General features: G+C 68.6%; 12 protein-coding genes. 1 reads left to right on the plus strand and 11 read right to left on the minus strand.

All coding sequences use genetic code 11. The features are described 5' to 3' along the window. Nucleotides 1–190: 190 nt before the first annotated feature. The 5 genes from PCQ86_RS00935 to PCQ86_RS00955 form a co-directional block, all read right to left on the minus strand. Entirely contained in the window at nt 191–352 is a 162-nt protein-coding gene (locus tag PCQ86_RS00935) for a hypothetical protein (protein WP_012655207.1), read from the minus strand. A 107-nt stretch (nt 353–459) separates the two neighbouring features. After that, nucleotides 460–1,659, minus strand: coding sequence for a threonine ammonia-lyase (locus PCQ86_RS00940; protein WP_011803550.1), 1,200 nt, complete (start codon nt 1,657–1,659; stop codon nt 460–462). A gap of 111 nt (nt 1,660–1,770) precedes the next feature. Then, on the minus strand, nt 1,771–3,426 hold the full coding sequence (locus PCQ86_RS00945; RefSeq protein ID WP_270174638.1) for an isovaleryl-CoA dehydrogenase: 1,656 nt from the start codon (nt 3,424–3,426) through the stop codon (nt 1,771–1,773). A gap of 152 nt (nt 3,427–3,578) precedes the next feature. Beyond that, nucleotides 3,579–4,241, minus strand: a complete 663-nt coding sequence (locus tag PCQ86_RS00950; protein ID WP_012655209.1) for a hypothetical protein — start codon at nt 4,239–4,241, stop codon at nt 3,579–3,581. 47 nt (nt 4,242–4,288) lie between these two features. Further along, nucleotides 4,289–5,323 carry a homocysteine S-methyltransferase family protein gene (locus PCQ86_RS00955; protein ID WP_220638269.1) on the minus strand — a complete coding sequence of 345 codons (1,035 nt, stop codon included), beginning with the start codon at nt 5,321–5,323 and terminating at the stop codon, nt 4,289–4,291. 163 nt (nt 5,324–5,486) lie between these two features. Between PCQ86_RS00955 and recQ the strand changes: the two genes are divergently transcribed. After that, nucleotides 5,487–7,358 (plus strand): DNA helicase RecQ, encoded by a 1,872-nt coding sequence (gene recQ, locus PCQ86_RS00960; protein ID WP_012655211.1) that lies wholly within the window; start codon nt 5,487–5,489, stop codon nt 7,356–7,358. Here the strand turns inward: recQ and PCQ86_RS00965 are convergent, their stop codons facing one another. From PCQ86_RS00965 to PCQ86_RS00990, 6 genes are all read right to left on the minus strand, one after another. Further along, nucleotides 7,359–8,045: an anaerobic ribonucleoside-triphosphate reductase activating protein gene (locus tag PCQ86_RS00965; RefSeq protein WP_270174639.1), complete on the minus strand. Its 687-nt coding sequence runs from the start codon at nt 8,043–8,045 to the stop codon at nt 7,359–7,361. Then, nucleotides 8,035–8,226: an anaerobic ribonucleoside-triphosphate reductase gene (gene nrdD, locus PCQ86_RS00970; RefSeq protein ID WP_270174640.1), complete on the minus strand. Its 192-nt coding sequence runs from the start codon at nt 8,224–8,226 to the stop codon at nt 8,035–8,037. The genes PCQ86_RS00965 and nrdD overlap by 11 nt, the downstream gene beginning before the upstream one ends. A gap of 90 nt (nt 8,227–8,316) precedes the next feature. Next, on the minus strand, nt 8,317–10,344 hold the full coding sequence (locus PCQ86_RS00975) for a ribonucleoside triphosphate reductase (RefSeq protein ID WP_220638273.1): 2,028 nt from the start codon (nt 10,342–10,344) through the stop codon (nt 8,317–8,319). A gap of 295 nt (nt 10,345–10,639) precedes the next feature. Then, on the minus strand, nt 10,640–13,969 hold the full coding sequence (locus tag PCQ86_RS00980) for a bifunctional diguanylate cyclase/phosphodiesterase (protein WP_270174641.1): 3,330 nt from the start codon (nt 13,967–13,969) through the stop codon (nt 10,640–10,642). A gap of 278 nt (nt 13,970–14,247) precedes the next feature. Then, complete coding sequence (locus tag PCQ86_RS00985) at nt 14,248–14,673, minus strand: hemerythrin domain-containing protein (RefSeq protein ID WP_270174642.1); 426 nt, start codon at nt 14,671–14,673, stop codon at nt 14,248–14,250. Nucleotides 14,674–14,747: 74 nt separating this feature from the next. Beyond that, the gene (locus PCQ86_RS00990; RefSeq protein ID WP_270174643.1) at nt 14,748–17,054 is read right to left on the minus strand and encodes a nitric-oxide reductase large subunit; all 2,307 of its coding nucleotides are present in this window, start codon (nt 17,052–17,054) and stop codon (nt 14,748–14,750) included. Nucleotides 17,055–17,122: the final 68 nt, after the last annotated feature.

The raw sequence follows: 17,122 nt of genomic DNA on the forward strand, positions 1-17,122 counted from the left end.
CGGTGGCACCCCTGCACAGGTCGGCTGGGGTGACGATTTTATGAAGACGCCCCCGATTTGTCTGTCGGACAGGGGGCTAAATCATGCAAAAAACACATGACGTTATGCGCGCCATGGCGTCGGTGCAAAACGCGATCACCAAAAACAAAGCCCCGCAGAGGCGGGGCTGGGTGGCGAGCGGGCGGTGCGTTCAGGCCATGTACACCGCAATGAAGGCCAGCAGGAAGATCATGGCCGCACCCACCGCAGGGATCACGACGGGAATCAGATGCACCACGGACTCGGCGGCATCGGTGGCCGTGGCGGCCTCGACGTCGGCGGCGTTGGGGGCGATGGGGTGGTCATGGGCCATGGGTTCGGTCTCCTGTGGGGTCTGGTGCCTTGATGGGGGACAAGTGTAGCCACAACGCCCCCGCGCGTGCACGGGCCTTACCCGCACGCGCGTGCGGCACGGCGCTCTCAGCGCAGCTCGGCCTCCATCTGCGCGGCGCGCAGCAGGTCCAGCACCTGCTGGATGTGGGCCTTGCCGCGCGTTTGCAGCACCAGTTCGATCTCCACGTTCTGCGCGGCCAGCACGGTGAAGGCGCGCTGGTGGTGCACCTCTTCGATGTTAGCGCCCGCTTCGGCCACGAGGGCGGTGATGCGGGCGAGCACGCCGGGCACGTCGCGTGCGCTGACCATGATGCGCGCCAACCGGCCGGAGCGCACCATGCCGCGCTCGATGATGGCCGCCAGCAGCAGCGGGTCGATGTTGCCGCCGCTGAGCACCAGCCCCACCTTCTTGCCGCGAAAGCGCTCGGGGTGGCGCACCAGCGCGGCCAGCCCGGCGGCCCCCGCGCCTTCCACCAGCGTCTTCTCGATCTCCAGCAGCATCAGCACCGCCTGCTCGATGTCGCCTTCGTCCACCAGCAGCAGGTCATCCACCAGCCGGCCAATGACCTCCTGCGTCATCTTCCCGGGCTGGCCCACGGCGATGCCCTCGGCGATGGTTGACGCGCCCTGCGCGTGGTGCGTGCCCTTGATGGCATTCACCATGGCCGGGAAGCGCGCCGTCTGCACGCCGATGATCTCCAGGTTCGGCTTGATGGCCCGCGCTGCCGTTGCCATGCCGGCCAGCAGCCCGCCGCCGCCCACCGAAACCACCAGCGCATCCAGGTCGGGCTGGGCGGCCAGCATCTCCAGCACCAGCGTGCCCTGGCCGGCGGCCACGGCCTCGTCGTCATAGGGGTGCACGAAGGTCAGGCCCTGCTGCTCCGCCAACTGGTAGGCGTGCTGGCGGGCTTCCTCCAGCGTGTCGCCGTGCAGCACCACCTCGGCACCAAAGCCGCGCGTGCGCTCCACTTTCACACCGGGAGTGAAGCGCGGCATGACGATCACGGCGCGCAGGCCCAGGCGCTGCGCGTGGTAGGCCACGCCCTGGGCATGGTTGCCCGCGCTCATGGCCACCACGCCGCGCTCGCGTTCTTGGGGAGTGAGCTGGCTCAGCTTGTTGCAGGCGCCGCGTTCCTTGAACGAGGCGGTGAACTGCAGGTTCTCGAACTTGAGGAACACCTGTGCGCCCACGATCTGCGAGAGCGTGCGCGATTCGACGCAGGGGGTTTCGAGTACCTGGCCGCGCAGGCGCTCAGCGGCGTGCTGGATGTCTTGGAAGGTCAGCATGGTGCATTGTGGCGCAGCGCGCCAGGTGAAGCAGTTTTGCTATTGTAAAAATAGCTGGTCGCGCTTGGTGGACGAGTGCTAGAAGCCGTTTTTGCTCTGAAGACCCGTCCACTATCCCGGAAATGCGCGCGCCAGAACCGCCGCCACATCCAGACCGCGTGTGTCGATGGCGCCCGCCACGCGGCCGGCCCCGCTGTCCGCCAGCCGCGTGGCGATGAACGCATCGGCCACGGCCGCGGGGGCCTGCTGGCGCAGCAGGCAGGCCTGGGCCAGCAGCACCAGGCGCTGGGCCAGCACCCGGCCCAGGCCTTCCAACTGCTCAGCCGGTGTGGCCAACAGGGCCTGCAGCTCGCGCGCGGCAGCGGCAATGCGCGGCTCGTCCTGCGCCGCGGCGTGCAGCTCGGTCAGCAAAGCGTGTGCGGCCTCGGGCTCGCGCTGCAGGGCGCGCAGCACGTCCAGGCACATCACGTTGCCCGAGCCCTCCCAGATGGAGTTGACGGGCGCCTCGCGGAACAGGCGCGCCATCACGCCGTCCTCCACATAGCCATTACCGCCCAGCACCTCCATGGCCTCGCCGGTCAGCTCCACCGCGCGCTTGCAGACCCAGAACTTGGCGGCGGGCGTCATCACGCGCTTCCATGCGCGCTGGGCGGGCGTGCTGTCGTCCTCGTACGCCTGGGCCAGGCGCATGGCCAGGTGCAGCGCGGCCTCGCTCTCCAGCGCCAGGTCGGCCAGCACGGCGCGCATCAGCGGCTGCGCGGCCAGGGCCCGGCCGAAGGCGTGGCGCCGGCGCGCGTAATGGATGGCCTGCACGGTGGCCTGGCGCAGGATGGCGGCGCTGCCCACCACGCAGTTCAGGCGCGTGTAGCTGGCCATCTCGATGATGGTGGGGATGCCCCGGCCTTCCTCGCCCATGAGCAGGCCCCAGGCGTCCTCGAACTCCACCTCGCTGCTGGCGTTGCTGCGGTTGCCCACCTTGTCCTTCAGGCGCTGCACGCGCACGGCGTTGCGGCTGCCGTCCGGGCGCCAGCGCGGCACGTAGAAGCAGGCGAACGGGCCGCCCTCGCCGGTGCGCGCCACCACCAGGTGCGCATCGCACTGCGGCGCCGAGAAGAACCACTTGTGTCCGCGCAGCCGGTATTCGCCGCCGCGCCCGCCCGTGCCGATGGGTGTCGCCACGGTGGTGTTGGCGCGCACGTCCGACCCGCCCTGCTTCTCGGTCATGCCCATGCCCAGCCAGATGCTGGCCTTGTCCGCCACGGGCAGGTCGCGCGGGTCGTAGGCGGTGCTGTAGAGCCGGGACTGCAGCGACTGCCACAGCGCGGGCTCCTTGCGCAGCAGCGGGATGGCGGCCTGCGTCATCGTGGCGGGGCACAGCGTGCCCTGTTCCACCTGGCCGTGCAGGTAAAAGCCCGCCGCCCATGCGGCCCAGCGGCCCGGTCGCTCGTCCTGGAAGGGCCGGGAGATCAGCCCCTCGCCGCGGTACAGCGCCATGAGCTGGTGCCACGCGGGGTGGAACTCCAGCGCGTCGATGCGTCGCCCGCGCGTGTCAAAGCGCTGCAACTGCGGCGTGTGGCGGTTGGCCTGCTCGGCCAGGGCGTAGGTCTCGGCCATGCCCAGCCGTGCGGCATAGGCGTCGAGCGCCAGGCGCGCCCAGCCGGCGCCCGCACGCTCCAGCGCCTCGCACAGCGCTGCGTCGGTGGCCAGCGGGTGGTAGTCGTTCAGCTCGGGGTATTGGTTGAAGACCTGGTGGGTGGTCCAGTCCATGGTGCGTGGCCTCCGTGTTGTCGTGGGACCAGTCTAGGAGCCTTGCGCCGTCCGGGTAAGAGGGTGAGCGCGGAAGAGGGCGACGTTCAAAGCCAAATAGGCCCATAGCGCCCAACTGGCAAGCGCGAACAGCTATGAAAACAGGAGTTCTCTCAGCGCAGCACGCGGCAGTTGCCGAACTCGCAGCGGATCGCCAGCGCGTCGCCGTTGCTGCACGGCACGCTGTAGGTCTCAAAGCCCGGCCCCTTGGCGGCGAGCGCGGCCACGGGCTGGGCATGGCAGGCTTGCTCGCGTGCCAGGCGCTCGGCGCTGTAGGCATCGGCGCCCGAGGGGCGCGGCGGCGCCGCCGGTGCCACGGGCACGGACGGCGCGGCGCCCGGCTGCGGCCCGGCCACTGCCAGCGGGCTGATGCGGTGGCCCCGCACGGCCATGCAGTGCGCGACCAGCTGGCGCCGCCGCTCCAGCGCCTGCAGTCCCTGCGAGCCGCCCGCGAGTGCGCCGCCCGTGAGAGCCCAGTCGCGCACGCCGGTGTCGCTGCGCCCGAGTCCCCAGGCGAGAAACGCCGCCACCAGCGCGCCCTGGACCACGGCGTCCAGCGTCTCGCTGAGCACGCCCACCTGCTGCGCGCGGTCGCGGCAGTCCTGCAGGTCGGCGTCGTAACGGGCGCGCGCATCGAGGGCGGGGTCGGGCGCCACCGGGGGCGGGGGTGGCGTGGCGCAGCCGGTGACGGCAAGGCACGCGGCCACGCACAGGGCCAGCGTGGCGGTGGCCCGGCGGGGAGTTGCCGGGAAAGAAGTGCGGGGGCTAGGTTGCATGTCGCCGGGTCCTCTCAGTCGGTGGCTGGGCGCATGCGGCGGGCGCTCTAGGCGGCTTCGGTCTGGAACAGCCGGCGCGTACCCACCGGCGCCACGGCGCGCGCAATGGCGCCGATGTGGTCCGGTGTGGTGCCGCAGCAGCCGCCCACGATGTTGACCAGGCCCTCGGCGGCGAATTCGTGCACCAGGCGGCTGGTGACCTCGGGCGTCTCGTCGAAGCCCGTGTCGCTCATCGGGTTGGGCAGGCCGGCGTTGGGGTAGCAACTGATGAAGGTGTCGGGCGCGGCGCGGTTGAGCTCCTGGATGTAGGGGCGCATCAGCGCCGCGCCCAGCGCGCAGTTCAGGCCGATGGACAGCGGCCGCGCGTGGCGCACGCTGTGCCAGAAAGCCGTCACCGTCTGGCCCGAGAGGATGCGGCCGGACGCATCCGTCACCGTGCCGCTGATCATGATGGGCAGGCACTCGCCGGTTTCCTCGAACACCTCGTCGATGGCGAACAGCGCGGCCTTGGCGTTCAGCGTGTCGAAGATGGTCTCGACCAGCAGCACGTCGGCGCCGCCCTCGATCAGGCCGCGCGCCTGCTCGTGGTAGGCCGCGCGCAGTTGCTCGAAGGTGACGTTGCGCGCGCCGGGGTCGTTCACGTCGGGACTGATGCTGGCGGTCTTGGGCGTGGGGCCGAGGGCGCCGGCGACGAAGCGCGGCTTGTCGGGCGTGCTGAATTTGTCGCAGGCCGCGCGCGCGAGCTTGGCGCTCTCCAGGTTCATCTCGTAGGCCAGCTCGGCTAGCCCATAGTCGTCCTGCGCGATCGAGGTCGCGCCGAAGGTGTTGGTCTCGATCAGGTCGGCGCCGGCCGCGAGATACCCTTCATGGATGTCGCGGATCACGTCGGGGCGCGTGAGGCTCAGCAGCTCGTTATTGCCCTTCACGTCGCGCGCAAAGTCCTTGAAGCGCTCGCCCCGGTACTGCGCCTCGGTCAGCTTGAAGCGCTGGATCATCGTGCCCATGGCGCCGTCGAGGATGGCGATGCGTTGTTCCAGGATGGCGGGCAGCGCTTGCGCGCGGGTGTAGTGGGGCAGGGTCATGGGGCCGATTGTAGGAAGCCGGCGCCGCCCGCGGTGGCGGGCGCACAATAACGGGCTTTGCGCCATGGTGGGGCCCTCCGCATGGCCGCGTTTTATAGGCCAAAAGTGCCTTTGGCGCTTATCCAATAAGCGCTGACAGCTATCAAAAAGAGAGTCCACCGGTTTGTCCCCCGCGCATTTCGTCCTGCACGACGTCTTTGGCTACGAGCAGTTCCGTGGCCCGCAGCAGGCCATCATTGACCATGTGATCGCCGGCGGCGACGCGCTGGTGCTGATGCCCACGGGGGGCGGCAAGAGCCTGTGCTACCAGGTGCCGGCCATCGTGCGGCGCGATGCGGGGCTGGGCGTGACGGTGGTGGTCTCGCCGCTGATCGCGCTGATGCACGACCAGGTGGGTGCGCTGCACGAGGCGGGGGTGGAGGCGGCCTTCCTCAACTCCACGCTGGACTGGCAGCAGACGCAGGACGTGGAGAGGCGCCTGGCGCGCGGCGAGATCACGCTGCTGTACGCCGCGCCCGAGCGCGTGACCACCGACCGCTTTCTCACGCTGCTGGACGGTCTGCATGCGCGCGGGCAGCTGGGGCTGTTCGCCATCGACGAGGCGCATTGCGTGAGCCAGTGGGGCCACGACTTCCGGCCTGAATACCGCCAGCTCGCGGTGCTGCACGAGCGCTATGCGGGCGTGCCGCGCATTGCCCTCACGGCCACGGCGGACGCGCTCACGCGCGAGGACATCGTGCAGGGCCTGCGGCTGCAGCAGGCGCGGCAGTTCGTCAGCAGCTTCGACCGGCCCAACATCCGCTACCGCATCGAGGAAAAGAAGGAGCCGCTCACGCAGCTCATGCGCTTCATCGACCGCGAGCACCTGGGCGAGGCCGGCGTGGTCTATTGCCAGTCCCGCAAGCGCGTGGAGGAACTGGCCCAGGCGCTGTGCGATGCGGGCCTGACGGCGCTGCCCTACCACGCGGGCCTGCCCGCCGAGGTGCGCCAGCAGAACCAGGACCGCTTCCTGCGCGAGGACGGCATCGTGATGGTGGCCACCATCGCGTTCGGCATGGGCATCGACAAGCCCGACGTGCGCTTTGTGGCCCATGTGGACATGCCCAAGAACATTGAGGGCTACTACCAGGAGACGGGCCGCGCGGGCCGCGACGGTCTGCCCGCCGACGCGTGGATGGCCTACGGCCTGCAGGACGTGGTGAACCAGCGCCGCATGATCGACGAGAGCCCCGCGGGCGAAGAGTTCAAGGCCGTGATGCGCGGCAAGCTGGATGCGTTGCTGGCCCTGGCCGAGGCCACGGACTGCCGGCGCGTGCGGCTGCTGGGCTACTTCGGCGAGGCGTCCGAACCCTGCGGCAATTGCGACAACTGCCTGAATCCGCCGGCCGTGTGGGACGGCACGGATGCCGCGCGCAAGCTCCTGTCCACCATCTACCGCGTGCACGAGGCCAGCGGCCTGACCTTCGGCACGGGCCACATCATGGACATCCTGCGCGGCAAGGCCACGGACAAGGTCCAGCAGTTCGGCCATGAAAAACTCTCCACCTTCGGCCTGGGCGCACAGTATTCCGAGGCGCAGCTGCGCGGCGTGCTGCGCCAGTTGCTGGCCGCCGGCGCCGTGGGGCTGCACAAGGTCACGACCGAGGGCGGCCACAGCTTTGACACGCTGGCGCTGACCGAGGGTTCGCGTCCCGTGCTGCGCGGCGAACAGAGCGTGCTGCTGCGCGAGGCCACGGCCGCAGCCGGGCCGAAGAAGCCGCGCCGCGCCAGCGCCCCGCCGGTGGCAGCGGCCAACCTGGGACAGGACGCCCAGGTGCGCTTCATCAACCTCAAGGCCTGGCGCGCCGAGGTGGCGCGCGAGCACAACCTGCCGGCCTACGTGATCTTCCACGACGCTACGCTGGCCGCCATTGCCGAGCGCAACCCGGCCACGCTGGAGGATCTGCAGGGCATCAGCGGCATGGGTGCGAAAAAGCTGGAGGCGTACGGCGCCGAAGTGCTGCGGGTGTGCGGCGCCGGGGCCGCGGCCGGCTGATCAGGCGCACCGCAGGCTGGTGGGCAGCGGCCACTGCGTGGGCGGCGCCGTCCGGGCCCAGGGCACGCTGGCGGGCGTGCTGCATTCCTGCAGCACCCATTGGCGCACGCCTTGTGCGGCCAGGTCTTCGGCCAGCGCCTGCAGGGCCGCCGTGTCGAACAGTCCCGCGTGCCAGGTGGTGCGGCACTCGTAATCCACGCCGCTGGCCTGCACGCAGCGCAGCGACTCCCAGGCGCGGTCGCCACTGCCCGGCGTGCGGGTGATGGCGTCGTAATGTGCCAGCGGCCCCTTGATGTCCAGGCCCACCCAGTCCAGCAGCGGCAACAGGGCCTGCAGCCGCTCGGGGTACATGCCCGCCGTGTGCAGGCCGGTGGCAAAGCCCAGGGCGCGTACGCGCGCGAGGGCGTCGGGCAGGGCGGCCTGCAGCGTGGGCTCGCCGCCCGAGAACGCCACGCCGTCCAGCAGGCCGCGGCGCGTGTGCAGCAGTTGCTCCACTTCGCTCCAGCGGTGCGGCGCGGGTGCGGCCGCGTCCAGCAGCCCGGCGTTGTGGCAATAGTCGCAGCGCCAGGGGCAGCCCTGGCAGAACACCACGGCGGCCAGCCTGCCGGGAAAGTCGATGGTGGTCAGCGGCGTGATGCCGCCGATGCGCAGCGCCTCGGCGGCGGTGTGGCTGGTCCTAGCAGGCACGGCCCGGCTCGGCGAAGAACTGGCGTTCGTTGTGTTCGCCCTGCTTGCCGGTGTTGAAGCTGGCCACGGGGCGGTGGTAGCCCATGACGCGCGTCCAGACCTCGCAGGGCTGGCGCTCGGCGTCGGTCAGCTGCACGGCGGTTGCCAGGGCGGTGTTCTCGGTGGCGGGAAAGTGGGTCATGACAAACTCCTGGGTTGGTGGTGGAAGAACTTCAAAAACAATAGCTGTTGGCGCTTGTTGCATAAGCGCTAGAGGCTGATTTCATTCAAATCACGCCGCCAGCCGCGCGCGCTTGGCGGCCAGGCGCTCCTCGTCGCAGCGCGGGCAGAACTTGTGCTCGCCGGCCAGGTAGCCGTGCGTGGGGCAGATGGAGAAGGTGGGCGTGACGGTGATGTAGGGCAGGCGGAAGTGGGTGAGCGCCCGTTTCACCAGCTCGCGGCAGGCCGCGCCGCTGGAGATGCGCTCGCCCATGTACAGGTGCAGCACCGTGCCGCCGGTGTACTTGCCCTGCAGCGCCTCTTGCCGCTGCAGCGCCTCGAACGGGTCGTCGGTGAAGCCCACGGGCAACTGCGAGCTGTTGGTGTAGTAGGGCTGCTCGGCCGTACCGGCCTGCAGGATGGCGGGCCAGCGCTTCTTGTCTTCCTTGGCAAAGCGGTAGGTGGTGCCTTCGGCGGGCGTGGCCTCCAGGTTGTAGAGGTGGCCGGTCTCTTCCTGGAACTGCACGATGCGCGCGCGCACATGGTCCAGCAGGCGCAGGGCGAACTGGTGACCCCAGTCGCTGGTGATGTCGTGCGCGCCGCCGGTGAAGTTGCGCACCATCTCGTTGATGCCGTTCACGCCCAGCGTGCTGAAGTGGTTGCGCAGTGTGCCCAGGTAGCGCTTGGTGTACGGGAACAGGCCCTGGTCCATCAGGCGCTGGATGAGCTTGCGCTTGACCTCCAGGCTCTGCTTGCCCAGTTCCAGCAGGCGGTCCAGCGCCGCCAGCAGGGCTGCCTCGTCGCCCGCGTGCAGATAGCCCAGGCGCGCGCAGTTGACGGTGACCACGCCCAGGCTGCCGGTCTGCTCGGCGCTGCCGAACAGGCCGTTGCCGCGCTTGAGCAGCTCGCGCAGGTCGAGCTGCAGGCGGCAGCACATGGAGCGCACCATGTTGGGCGACAGCTCGGAGTTGATGAAGTTCTGGAAGTACGGCAGGCCGTACTTGGCCGTCATGTCGAACAGGGCGACGGCGTTCTCGCTCTCCCACGGAAAATCGGGCGTGATGTTGTAGGTGGGGATGGGGAAGGTGAACACGCGGCCCTTGGCATCGCCCGTGGTCATCACGTCGATGTAGGCGCGGTTGATGACGTCCATCTCGGCCTGCAGCTCGCCGTAGCAAAACGGCATCTCCACGCCGCCGATCACCGGCACCTGCTCGCGCAGATCCTCGGGGCAGGTCCAGTCGAAGGTGAGGTTGGTGAACGGCGTCTGCGTGCCCCAGCGCGAGGGCACGTTGAGGTTGTAGACCAGCTCCTGGATGCACTGGCGCACGGCGGCGTAGTCCATGCCGTCCTTGCGCACGAAGGGCGCCATGTAGGTGTCGAAGGACGAAAACGCCTGCGCACCCGCCCACTCGTTCTGCAGCGTGCCGAGGAAGTTGACGATCTGCCCCACGGCGGAGCTCATGTGCTTCGGGGGCCCCGCCTCCACCTTGCCCGGCACGCCGTTGAGCCCCTCGTGCAGCAGCGTACGCAGCGACCAGCCCGCGCAGTAGCCGCTGAGCATGTCGAGGTCGTGGATGTGGATGTCGCCATTGCGGTGCGCCTCGCCGATCTCGGGTGCGTAGACGTGCGAGAGCCAGTAGTTGGCCGTCACCTTGCCTGCCACGTTCAGGATCAGCCCGCCCAGCGAGTAGCCCTGGTTGGCGTTGGCGTTCACGCGCCAATCGGCGCGCGTGAGGTACTCGTTGATGGAGCTTTCCACATGCACCAGCGTCTGCCGGTCGGCGCGCAGGGTGGCGTGGCGCTGGCGGTAGGCCATGTAGGCGCGCGCGGTCTGCAGATGGTTGGCGGCGATCAGCGTCTGCTCCACCACGTCCTGGATCTGCTCGATGGCCGGCGCCTCGCCATGGAAGCGGTGGATCAGCACCTTGGTGGCCTGCGCCGTGAGCAGACGGGCCTCGTCCTCGCCGAACTCGCCCGTGGCCTGGCCGGCCCGTGCGATGGCCGACTGGATGCGCACAGCATCGAAAGGCGTGCGCTCGCCGTTGCGTTGGATGACGTCGCGCGGCAGGCTGGCGACGATCGGAGATGGTGGTGTCATGGCAACCCTTAAAACACTACATATAGTGTTCACCATACCTATCAAACACTATAGGTAGTTTGATCAGGCACAAACCGCAGGGCAGAAAAGGACCTGTGCAGTGGGGGGGTGCGGTGCGGGGCTTGTGGCCCGCGTGCCACTGGGTGGGGCCGCAGCAGGCCCGCACCCAAGAGGCTGGGCGGGGGATCGGGGCGCCGTGGAGGGTTTGACGCCGTTTGGCCTTCTGGCGCTGGAGGGGTAAGCGCTGGAAGCTATTAAAACAGTAGCAACCGGGTTGCGTGCGGCGCGACGCGTGTCAGGCCAACTCGACGCCGGCCTGCGCATTGCGCACAAAGGCCTCGAACGCGGCGGGCTCCAGCGGCCGGCTGTACCAGTAGCCTTGCATTTCGTCGCAGCCGCAGGCCTGCAGCAACGCGGCCTGCTCGGCCGTCTCCACGCCTTCGGCAATGGTGGCCATGCGCAGGCTGTGGGCCATCTTGATGATGGCCGTCACGATGGCCTGGTCGCTGGCCTGGTGGGCGAGTTCGCGCACGAAGGACTGGTCGATCTTGAGCTTGTCGATGGCGTAGCGCTTGAGGTAGCTCATGGAGGAATAGCCTGTGCCGAAGTCGTCCAGCGCCACGCGAAAGCCCACCTCATGCAGGCGGCGGATGGTGGTCTCGGCCTGTTCCGGGTTTTTCAGCGCGACGGCCTCGGTCAACTCCACCTCGATGCGCTGGGGCGAAACGTCCATGCGCTGCAGGATGCGCACCAGCTCCTCGACGAAGTGCGGCCGCGCGAACTGCGCAGCCGATACGTTCACCGCCACCACCAGCGGCGGCAGGCCCGCGGCATCCCAGGCGCGCAACTGCTGCGCCACCTGCTCCACCACCCAGAAATCGATGGCCACGATGGAGCCGCTTTGCTCGGCGATCGGGATGAACTCGGCCGGAGACACCAGCCCCCAGCGCGGATGGCGCCAGCGCAGCAGCGCCTCGGCGCCCGCCAGCGCGCCGCTGCCCAGCGTGCGCTGGGGCTGGAACACCAGGAACAGCTCGCCGCGGTGCGCCGCGTCCTTGAGGCCGGCGGCCAGCTCCAGCGAACGCTGCGTGTGCGCCTGCATCTCAGGTGCGAAGAAGCGCAGCCCGTTGCGCCCGTCCTGCTTGACGCGGTACATCGCCACTTCCGCGGCGGACGCCAAGGTGCTGGCGGTGCGCGCGTCGTCGGGGTAGACGGCGATGCCGGCCGACGCGCTGACGGATACGGCATGGCCTTGGATCTGCAGTGTGGTCTGCAGCTGCGCCAGCGCATCCTGCGCCAGCAGCGCCACCGCCGCCTGGTCCGCCAGGGGCACGATGGCCGTGAAAGCGTCGCCCGAATAGCGCGCCACGGGAATGTGCGGCGCCAGGCAGGCGCGCAGCCGGTTGCCCATCTCCAACAGCAGTTCGTCACCGGCCGCGTGGCCCAGGGTTTCGTTCACCAGCTTGAAGTTGTCCAGGTCGAACCACAGCACCGACACCCGTTCGTGGCTTGCGTCGGCGCGGTCGATGGCTTGCGTCAACTGTTCGTCGAAGGCTTTCTTGTTGAGCAGGCCGGTCAGCGTGTCGTAGTTGGAGAGGGCGCGGATGCGCTCCTCCGCCTCGCGCCGCTGCGTGATGTCCTCCATGTGCGCGACGTAATGCGTCACTTCGCCGAACACGTCGCGAACGGGGTAAAGCGAGGCGTTTTCCGTATAGACCTGTCCGTTCTTGCGGCGGTTGATGAGTTCGCCCTGCCAGGGCAGGCCGCGCGGCAGCTTGGTCCACATATCGGCATAGGTGGTCCGGGGCGTCAGTCCCGACTGCAGCACGCGCGGGTTGCGGCCCAGCACCTCTTGTGCGCCGTAGCCGCTGACTTCGCTGAAGGCCTTGTTGACGTAGACGATGCTGGCGTCGATGTCGGTGATGACCACCGGACTGGGGCTCTGGTCCAGCGCCTCCGACAGGCGGTGGATGACGGCCTCCTGGCGGCGCTGGGCCGTGTGCTTCCAGAGGGCGTCGGCCACGGTCTGCAGCGCCTGTGCGTCGCGTGGGTGATAGTCCCGCGCCTTGCCGGCCACGCCCAGCAGCAGGCGCGGCCTGCCGCCTTCCACCACGGGCACGCAAGCCCAGCGGGCCGTCGCGCCGCCCGGTGCGCGCCCAGCCGCCGCATCGTGCGGCGCGTTCGTCACCACGGCGCGGCGTTCGCGCAGGGCGGTTTCCCACGGCGGCATGTCGGGCGGGGCGTTTTCGTGCAAGCAGGCGGCCAGTGAGGTGCCGCGAGCGTCGTCGTGCACGAAGTACAGCACGGCCAGCGCGCTGCCGGTCAGGGTCTGGGCATGCGCCAGGCCGCGCCGCAGCAGGTCTGCCTCGGGCTGGTGGATGTCGTGCTGCTGCAGGTCCAGCAGGGCGGCGTTCAGGCCGGCCTCGGAGCGAATGCGCTCCTCGTTCTCCACGGTGGGCGTGATGTCGCGCGACAGCATCAGGAAGGTGTCGGGCTGGCCCGCGACCGCGGATTTGCGGGAGACGGACAGCTCGAAATGCCGCTCGCCCAGGGGCAGCGGCAACGTGATGCGCTGGCCGCGGCTCATGCCCGTGCGTTCAGCCTCCGCCAGTGCCTCGAAACACTGCGCGGCCGCCGCCGGCGGCAGCGCCTCGTCCAGCGTTTTTCCCAGCAACTGGGGCAGCGGGGTCATGAGCTTGCTGGTCTCGTTGGCGTGCACCGCGAGGTACGCCCCCTTGCGGTCCACCTCGAACAGCAGGTCGGGCAGCGTGTTCAGCGTGGCCCGCTGCCGGGCCTCGGCGGCGCGCAGGTCCAGGTACGGGATCTGCACCGTTTCCACGAACAGGCCGCGGTACAGGAAGCCATAGGCGAGGATCTTGTAGAAGTGGCCGGCGACGTTGTACACATCGGTCACGTTGGCGTAGAGCGTGAAGAAGATCTCGCTCATGGCCATGGTGAACGATGCCAGCGCCAGGTGCGACAGACCGAACTCGCGCGCATGGCGCAGGTGCATGAGAAAGCCCACGCCCGCCAGCACGTACGCGGTTGCCAGCGCGTATTCGAAACGGACCTTGAAGGGCGTGAGCCCTGCCTCGGGCGTGAAGGTGCGGGGCAGCCACTGCGGATGCCCCAGCAGCACGTAGTGCACCGCGCCCACCAGCAGCGCCACCCACAACAGCCCCGCGTAGCGCGAGCGGCGGCCCAGCCATTCATTCCAGCGGTGGGGCCATAACGCGGCCCACAGCAGGGCCAGCGCCGCCAGCGCGCGCGCGGCCAGCCAAAAGTTGATGCCCTTTTCCGGGTCGCTGGGGGTCACGAAGTCCGGCATGCCGGCGTAGGACAGGCTGTGGGTCAGGTCCAGCACCGCCACGCCCAGCAGCCCCAGGCCGAGGACCAGCACCCGCCCGTTGGGCCGGTACTTTTGCGTGGCCCAACTGATGCTGAACACCATTGCCGCCACGCCGATGGACACGACCTCCATCGCGGTGTGCAGCGGCAAGTAGCCCGCCATGCCGCGCGCGGCATCCGGCGCGGGCAGGGTCTTCAACAGCCACAGGCTGACCAGCAGCACGGCGAACCAGATGAGGGACTGGCGGAACTCCTGGCGGTGGGCGGGGTGCATCATGTGCGGCGTGGTGGTGGGTCGATGCCAGGGGCGCGTGGACGCGGTACCCCGTGCAAATGTAGGCAGACGTTACATCACGGCAGTGATTGTGCGGGCGATCGCCCCACAAAAACGACAAGCCCGCCGGCAGCCGCGGAGGGGCCCGCGCGGCGCGAAAAAAAAGCCGGCACAAGGCCGGCTGAAAAGCAAGGTGCCCCTAAGGCCTTGCCGATGGAAACGTTTTCGAGCTGCGGCGCTCTACAGGTAAGCGCTTATAGCTATGAAAAATAGAGTGGGCCTTAATGCGCCAGGGCCTCCTCGGCCTCGATGCGCGGGTAGAAGTCGCGGTTTTCGCGCTGCATGCGTTCGTACACATGGCGCAGCACGGTGTTGGCATCTGCACGGAAACCCTCGGCGTCGGTGCGCACGCGCTCCGGCGTGTTCCAGCGCCGTGCGAAGTCCATGTACGCCGCGGCAATTGCCCCCATCTCGCGCTGGAACTGTTCGCCCAGGCGTGCCAGTTCCGCGTCGGCGCCTTGGCGCAGCGCGGGGTACAGCAGGCGGTCCTCGACGGCCAGGTGCAGCTTGATGGTGGAACTCATGGCCACGATGCCCTGTGCAATCGCCGTCGCGTTGTGCTCCCCGTCGCTGTGTGCCAGCTGGCGCAGGGTGGCGATCTGGCCCAGGATGTCCCGGTGCTCGTGCTTGAAGCGGTCGATGTTCATGGCGGTTCTTCAAAAGGTCCGAGGGCGGGACCGGGCGCGCCGCGCGGGGCGGCGCACCCGGTATCCGCGGTGCGTCAGCGGTTGGCGCCTGCCAGGGCTCCGGTGCTCGGGGCGGCCGGGGCGCGGGGGGCGAACAGCACGCCGCTCACCACCTGCCAGGTCACGCACAGGGCGCCGGTGATGAACACCAGGTCACCGAAGGTACGCACCCAGCGCAGGGTCTCCAGGAACGGCTGCTGCAGGAACTCCTCGCTGCGGGCGTACCACGTGCCGTGGGCCACGCTGGCGTGGAACTGGAACAGGCCGATCGGCAGCAGGCTGGTCGCGATCATCAGCACCAGGCCGGCGTTGAGCCACCAGAAGCCGGTCTTCATCAGGCGCTCGTTGAACACCATCTGGGGACGCACGTAGCGCAGCACCAGCAGCGTGAAGCCCAGGGCCAGGAAGCCATACACCCCGAACAGTGCGGCGTGGGCGTGCACCGGCGTGGTGTTCAGACCCTGGATGTAGTACAGCGAGATCGGCGGGTTGATCATGAAGCCGAACACACCGGCGCCCAGCATGTTCCAGAAGGCCACGGCGACGAAGCACATCAGCGGCCACTTCAGGTTCTTCATCCAGGTGGCCTTGTGCTGCAGGCTCCAGTGTTCCCAGGCTTCATGGCCCAGCACCACCAGCGGCACCACTTCCAGCGCGCTGAAGGAGGCACCCACGGCCATCACCGGAGTGGTGGTGCCCGAGAAGTACAGGTGGTGGAAGGTACCGGGCACGCCGCCCAGCATGAACAGCGAGGCAGATGCCAGGCTGGCAGCCGTGGCCATGCGGTAGGACACCAGGCCCAGGGTCGAGAAGATGAAGGCCAGTGCCGTGGTGGCGAACACTTCGAAGAAGCCTTCCACCCACAGGTGCACCACCCACCAGCGCCAGTACTCCATCACCGAGATGTGGGTGCGCTCGCCGTAGAACAGGCCGGTACCGTAGAACAGGCCGATACACACCACCGAGGAGGTCAGCAGTGCCAGCAGGTTCTTGTCCTGGCCGTTGGGGGCCAGCAGGGCGGGGAAGATGGCGCGGGCCATCAGCACCAGCCAGAAGGCGATGCCGGCGAACTTGCCGATCTGCCACAGGCGGCCCAGGTCCACGTACTCATAGCCCTGGTGGCCCAGCCAGAAGTTCCACTCGGGCGGCATGATCTGCGCGATGGCGAAGTAGTTGCCGATGAACGAGCCCACGCAGACCACGACCAGTGCCCAGAACAGCACGTCCACGCCGAGCTTCTGGTACTTGGGATCCTTGCCGCCGTTGATAACGGGCGCAAGGAACAGGCCTGCGGCGAGGAAGCCGGTGGCGATCCAGAACAGTGCGGCCTGCAAGTGCCACGTACGCACCAGCGAGTAGGGCAGGTACTGGGAGATTTCCACGCCGTAGAACGTCTGGCCTTCCACCGTGTAGTGCGCGGTGAAGCCACCCAGCAGCACCTGTGCGGTGAACAACGCCACCACCAGGAACAGGTACTTGCCCAGGGCGCGCTGCGAAGGCGTCAGGGCCACGCGGGAAAGCGGGTCGTGCTGGGGAGGGGTGGGGTCCTGCTCGTCGTGCTTGCGCAGGAAGGCCCAGCCCCACACGAGGAAGCCCACGCCGGCCATCATGACCACCACGCTCATCACCGACCAGACCAGGTTCTCGCCGGTGGGCTGGTTGCCGACCAGGGGCTCGTGCGGCCAGTTGTTGGTGTAGGTGGCGCCGGTGCCGCCGTCGTCGGCGGGACGCTCGGTGGAGGCGGCCCAGGAGGTCCAGAAGAAGAAGCCGGCCATCTGCGCGCGGCGCTCGGCGCTGGGCAGGGTGTTCTCCTTCATGGCGTAGCTCTCGCGCGTCTTCTGCAACGAGGGGTCGTTGCTGAACAGCTTGTCGTAGTACTGGGCGGTCATGGCGATGGCCTCGGCGCGCAGCGGCGAGATCACCATCGTGTCCTTGGCCTTGTCGTAGGTGTTGGTGCGGTACTCGGTCTTGAGCCGGTCACGCAGCACTGCCTGTTGGCCCACGTCCAGATCGGCAAACGCCTTGCCATGGTCTTTCTGCGCGGCCAGTTCGAGCCAGGTTGTCAGCTCGCGGTGCAGCCAGTCGGCCGTCCAGTCGGGCGCCTGGTAGGCACCGTGGCCCAGGATGGAGCCGAGCTGCATGCCGCCCACCGACTGCCAAGCGGTCTGGCCGTCGAGGATGCCGTCCTTGGTGTAGAGCGGCTTGTCGCTGCCCTGCACCAGCACCTGCCCCGGGATCGGCGGCGCGGTGCGGTAGACCTCTGCGCCGTAGAAGCCCAGCAGGCTGAAGGTGACAATCAACACGCCTATCAGCGTGTACCAATACTTGGCGTACTTACCCATGTTGGGCCTCCGTCATTGTGTTTATCAAGCGGTGCAGCGGGGCGAAGGGTGGGGGGACTTTCCTTGCG

Origin of the sequence: Diaphorobacter sp. ED-3, from assembly GCF_027625375.1 — a bacterium.
Classification (GTDB): domain Bacteria; phylum Pseudomonadota; class Gammaproteobacteria; order Burkholderiales; family Burkholderiaceae_C; genus Diaphorobacter; species Diaphorobacter nitroreducens.

Bases quoted from the DNA above. Each gene is read 5' to 3' on its own strand.
- PCQ86_RS00975 (WP_220638273.1), bottom strand. From the start codon at position 10,344: ATGACACCACCATCTCCGATCGTCGCCAGCCTGCCGCGCGACGTCATC.
- PCQ86_RS00945 (WP_270174638.1), bottom strand. From the start codon at position 3,426: ATGGACTGGACCACCCACCAGGTCTTCAACCAATACCCCGAGCTGAAC.
- PCQ86_RS00940 (WP_011803550.1), bottom strand. From the start codon at position 1,659: ATGCTGACCTTCCAAGACATCCAGCACGCCGCTGAGCGCCTGCGCGGC.
- PCQ86_RS00935 (WP_012655207.1), bottom strand. From the start codon at position 352: ATGGCCCATGACCACCCCATCGCCCCCAACGCCGCCGACGTCGAGGCC.
- PCQ86_RS00985 (WP_270174642.1), bottom strand. From the start codon at position 14,673: ATGAACATCGACCGCTTCAAGCACGAGCACCGGGACATCCTGGGCCAG.
- nrdD (WP_270174640.1), bottom strand. From the start codon at position 8,226: ATGACCCACTTTCCCGCCACCGAGAACACCGCCCTGGCAACCGCCGTG.
- PCQ86_RS00990 (WP_270174643.1), bottom strand. From the start codon at position 17,054: ATGGGTAAGTACGCCAAGTATTGGTACACGCTGATAGGCGTGTTGATT.
- PCQ86_RS00980 (WP_270174641.1), bottom strand. From the start codon at position 13,969: ATGATGCACCCCGCCCACCGCCAGGAGTTCCGCCAGTCCCTCATCTGG.
- PCQ86_RS00955 (WP_220638269.1), bottom strand. From the start codon at position 5,323: ATGACCCTGCCCCACTACACCCGCGCGCAAGCGCTGCCCGCCATCCTG.
- PCQ86_RS00950 (WP_012655209.1), bottom strand. From the start codon at position 4,241: ATGCAACCTAGCCCCCGCACTTCTTTCCCGGCAACTCCCCGCCGGGCC.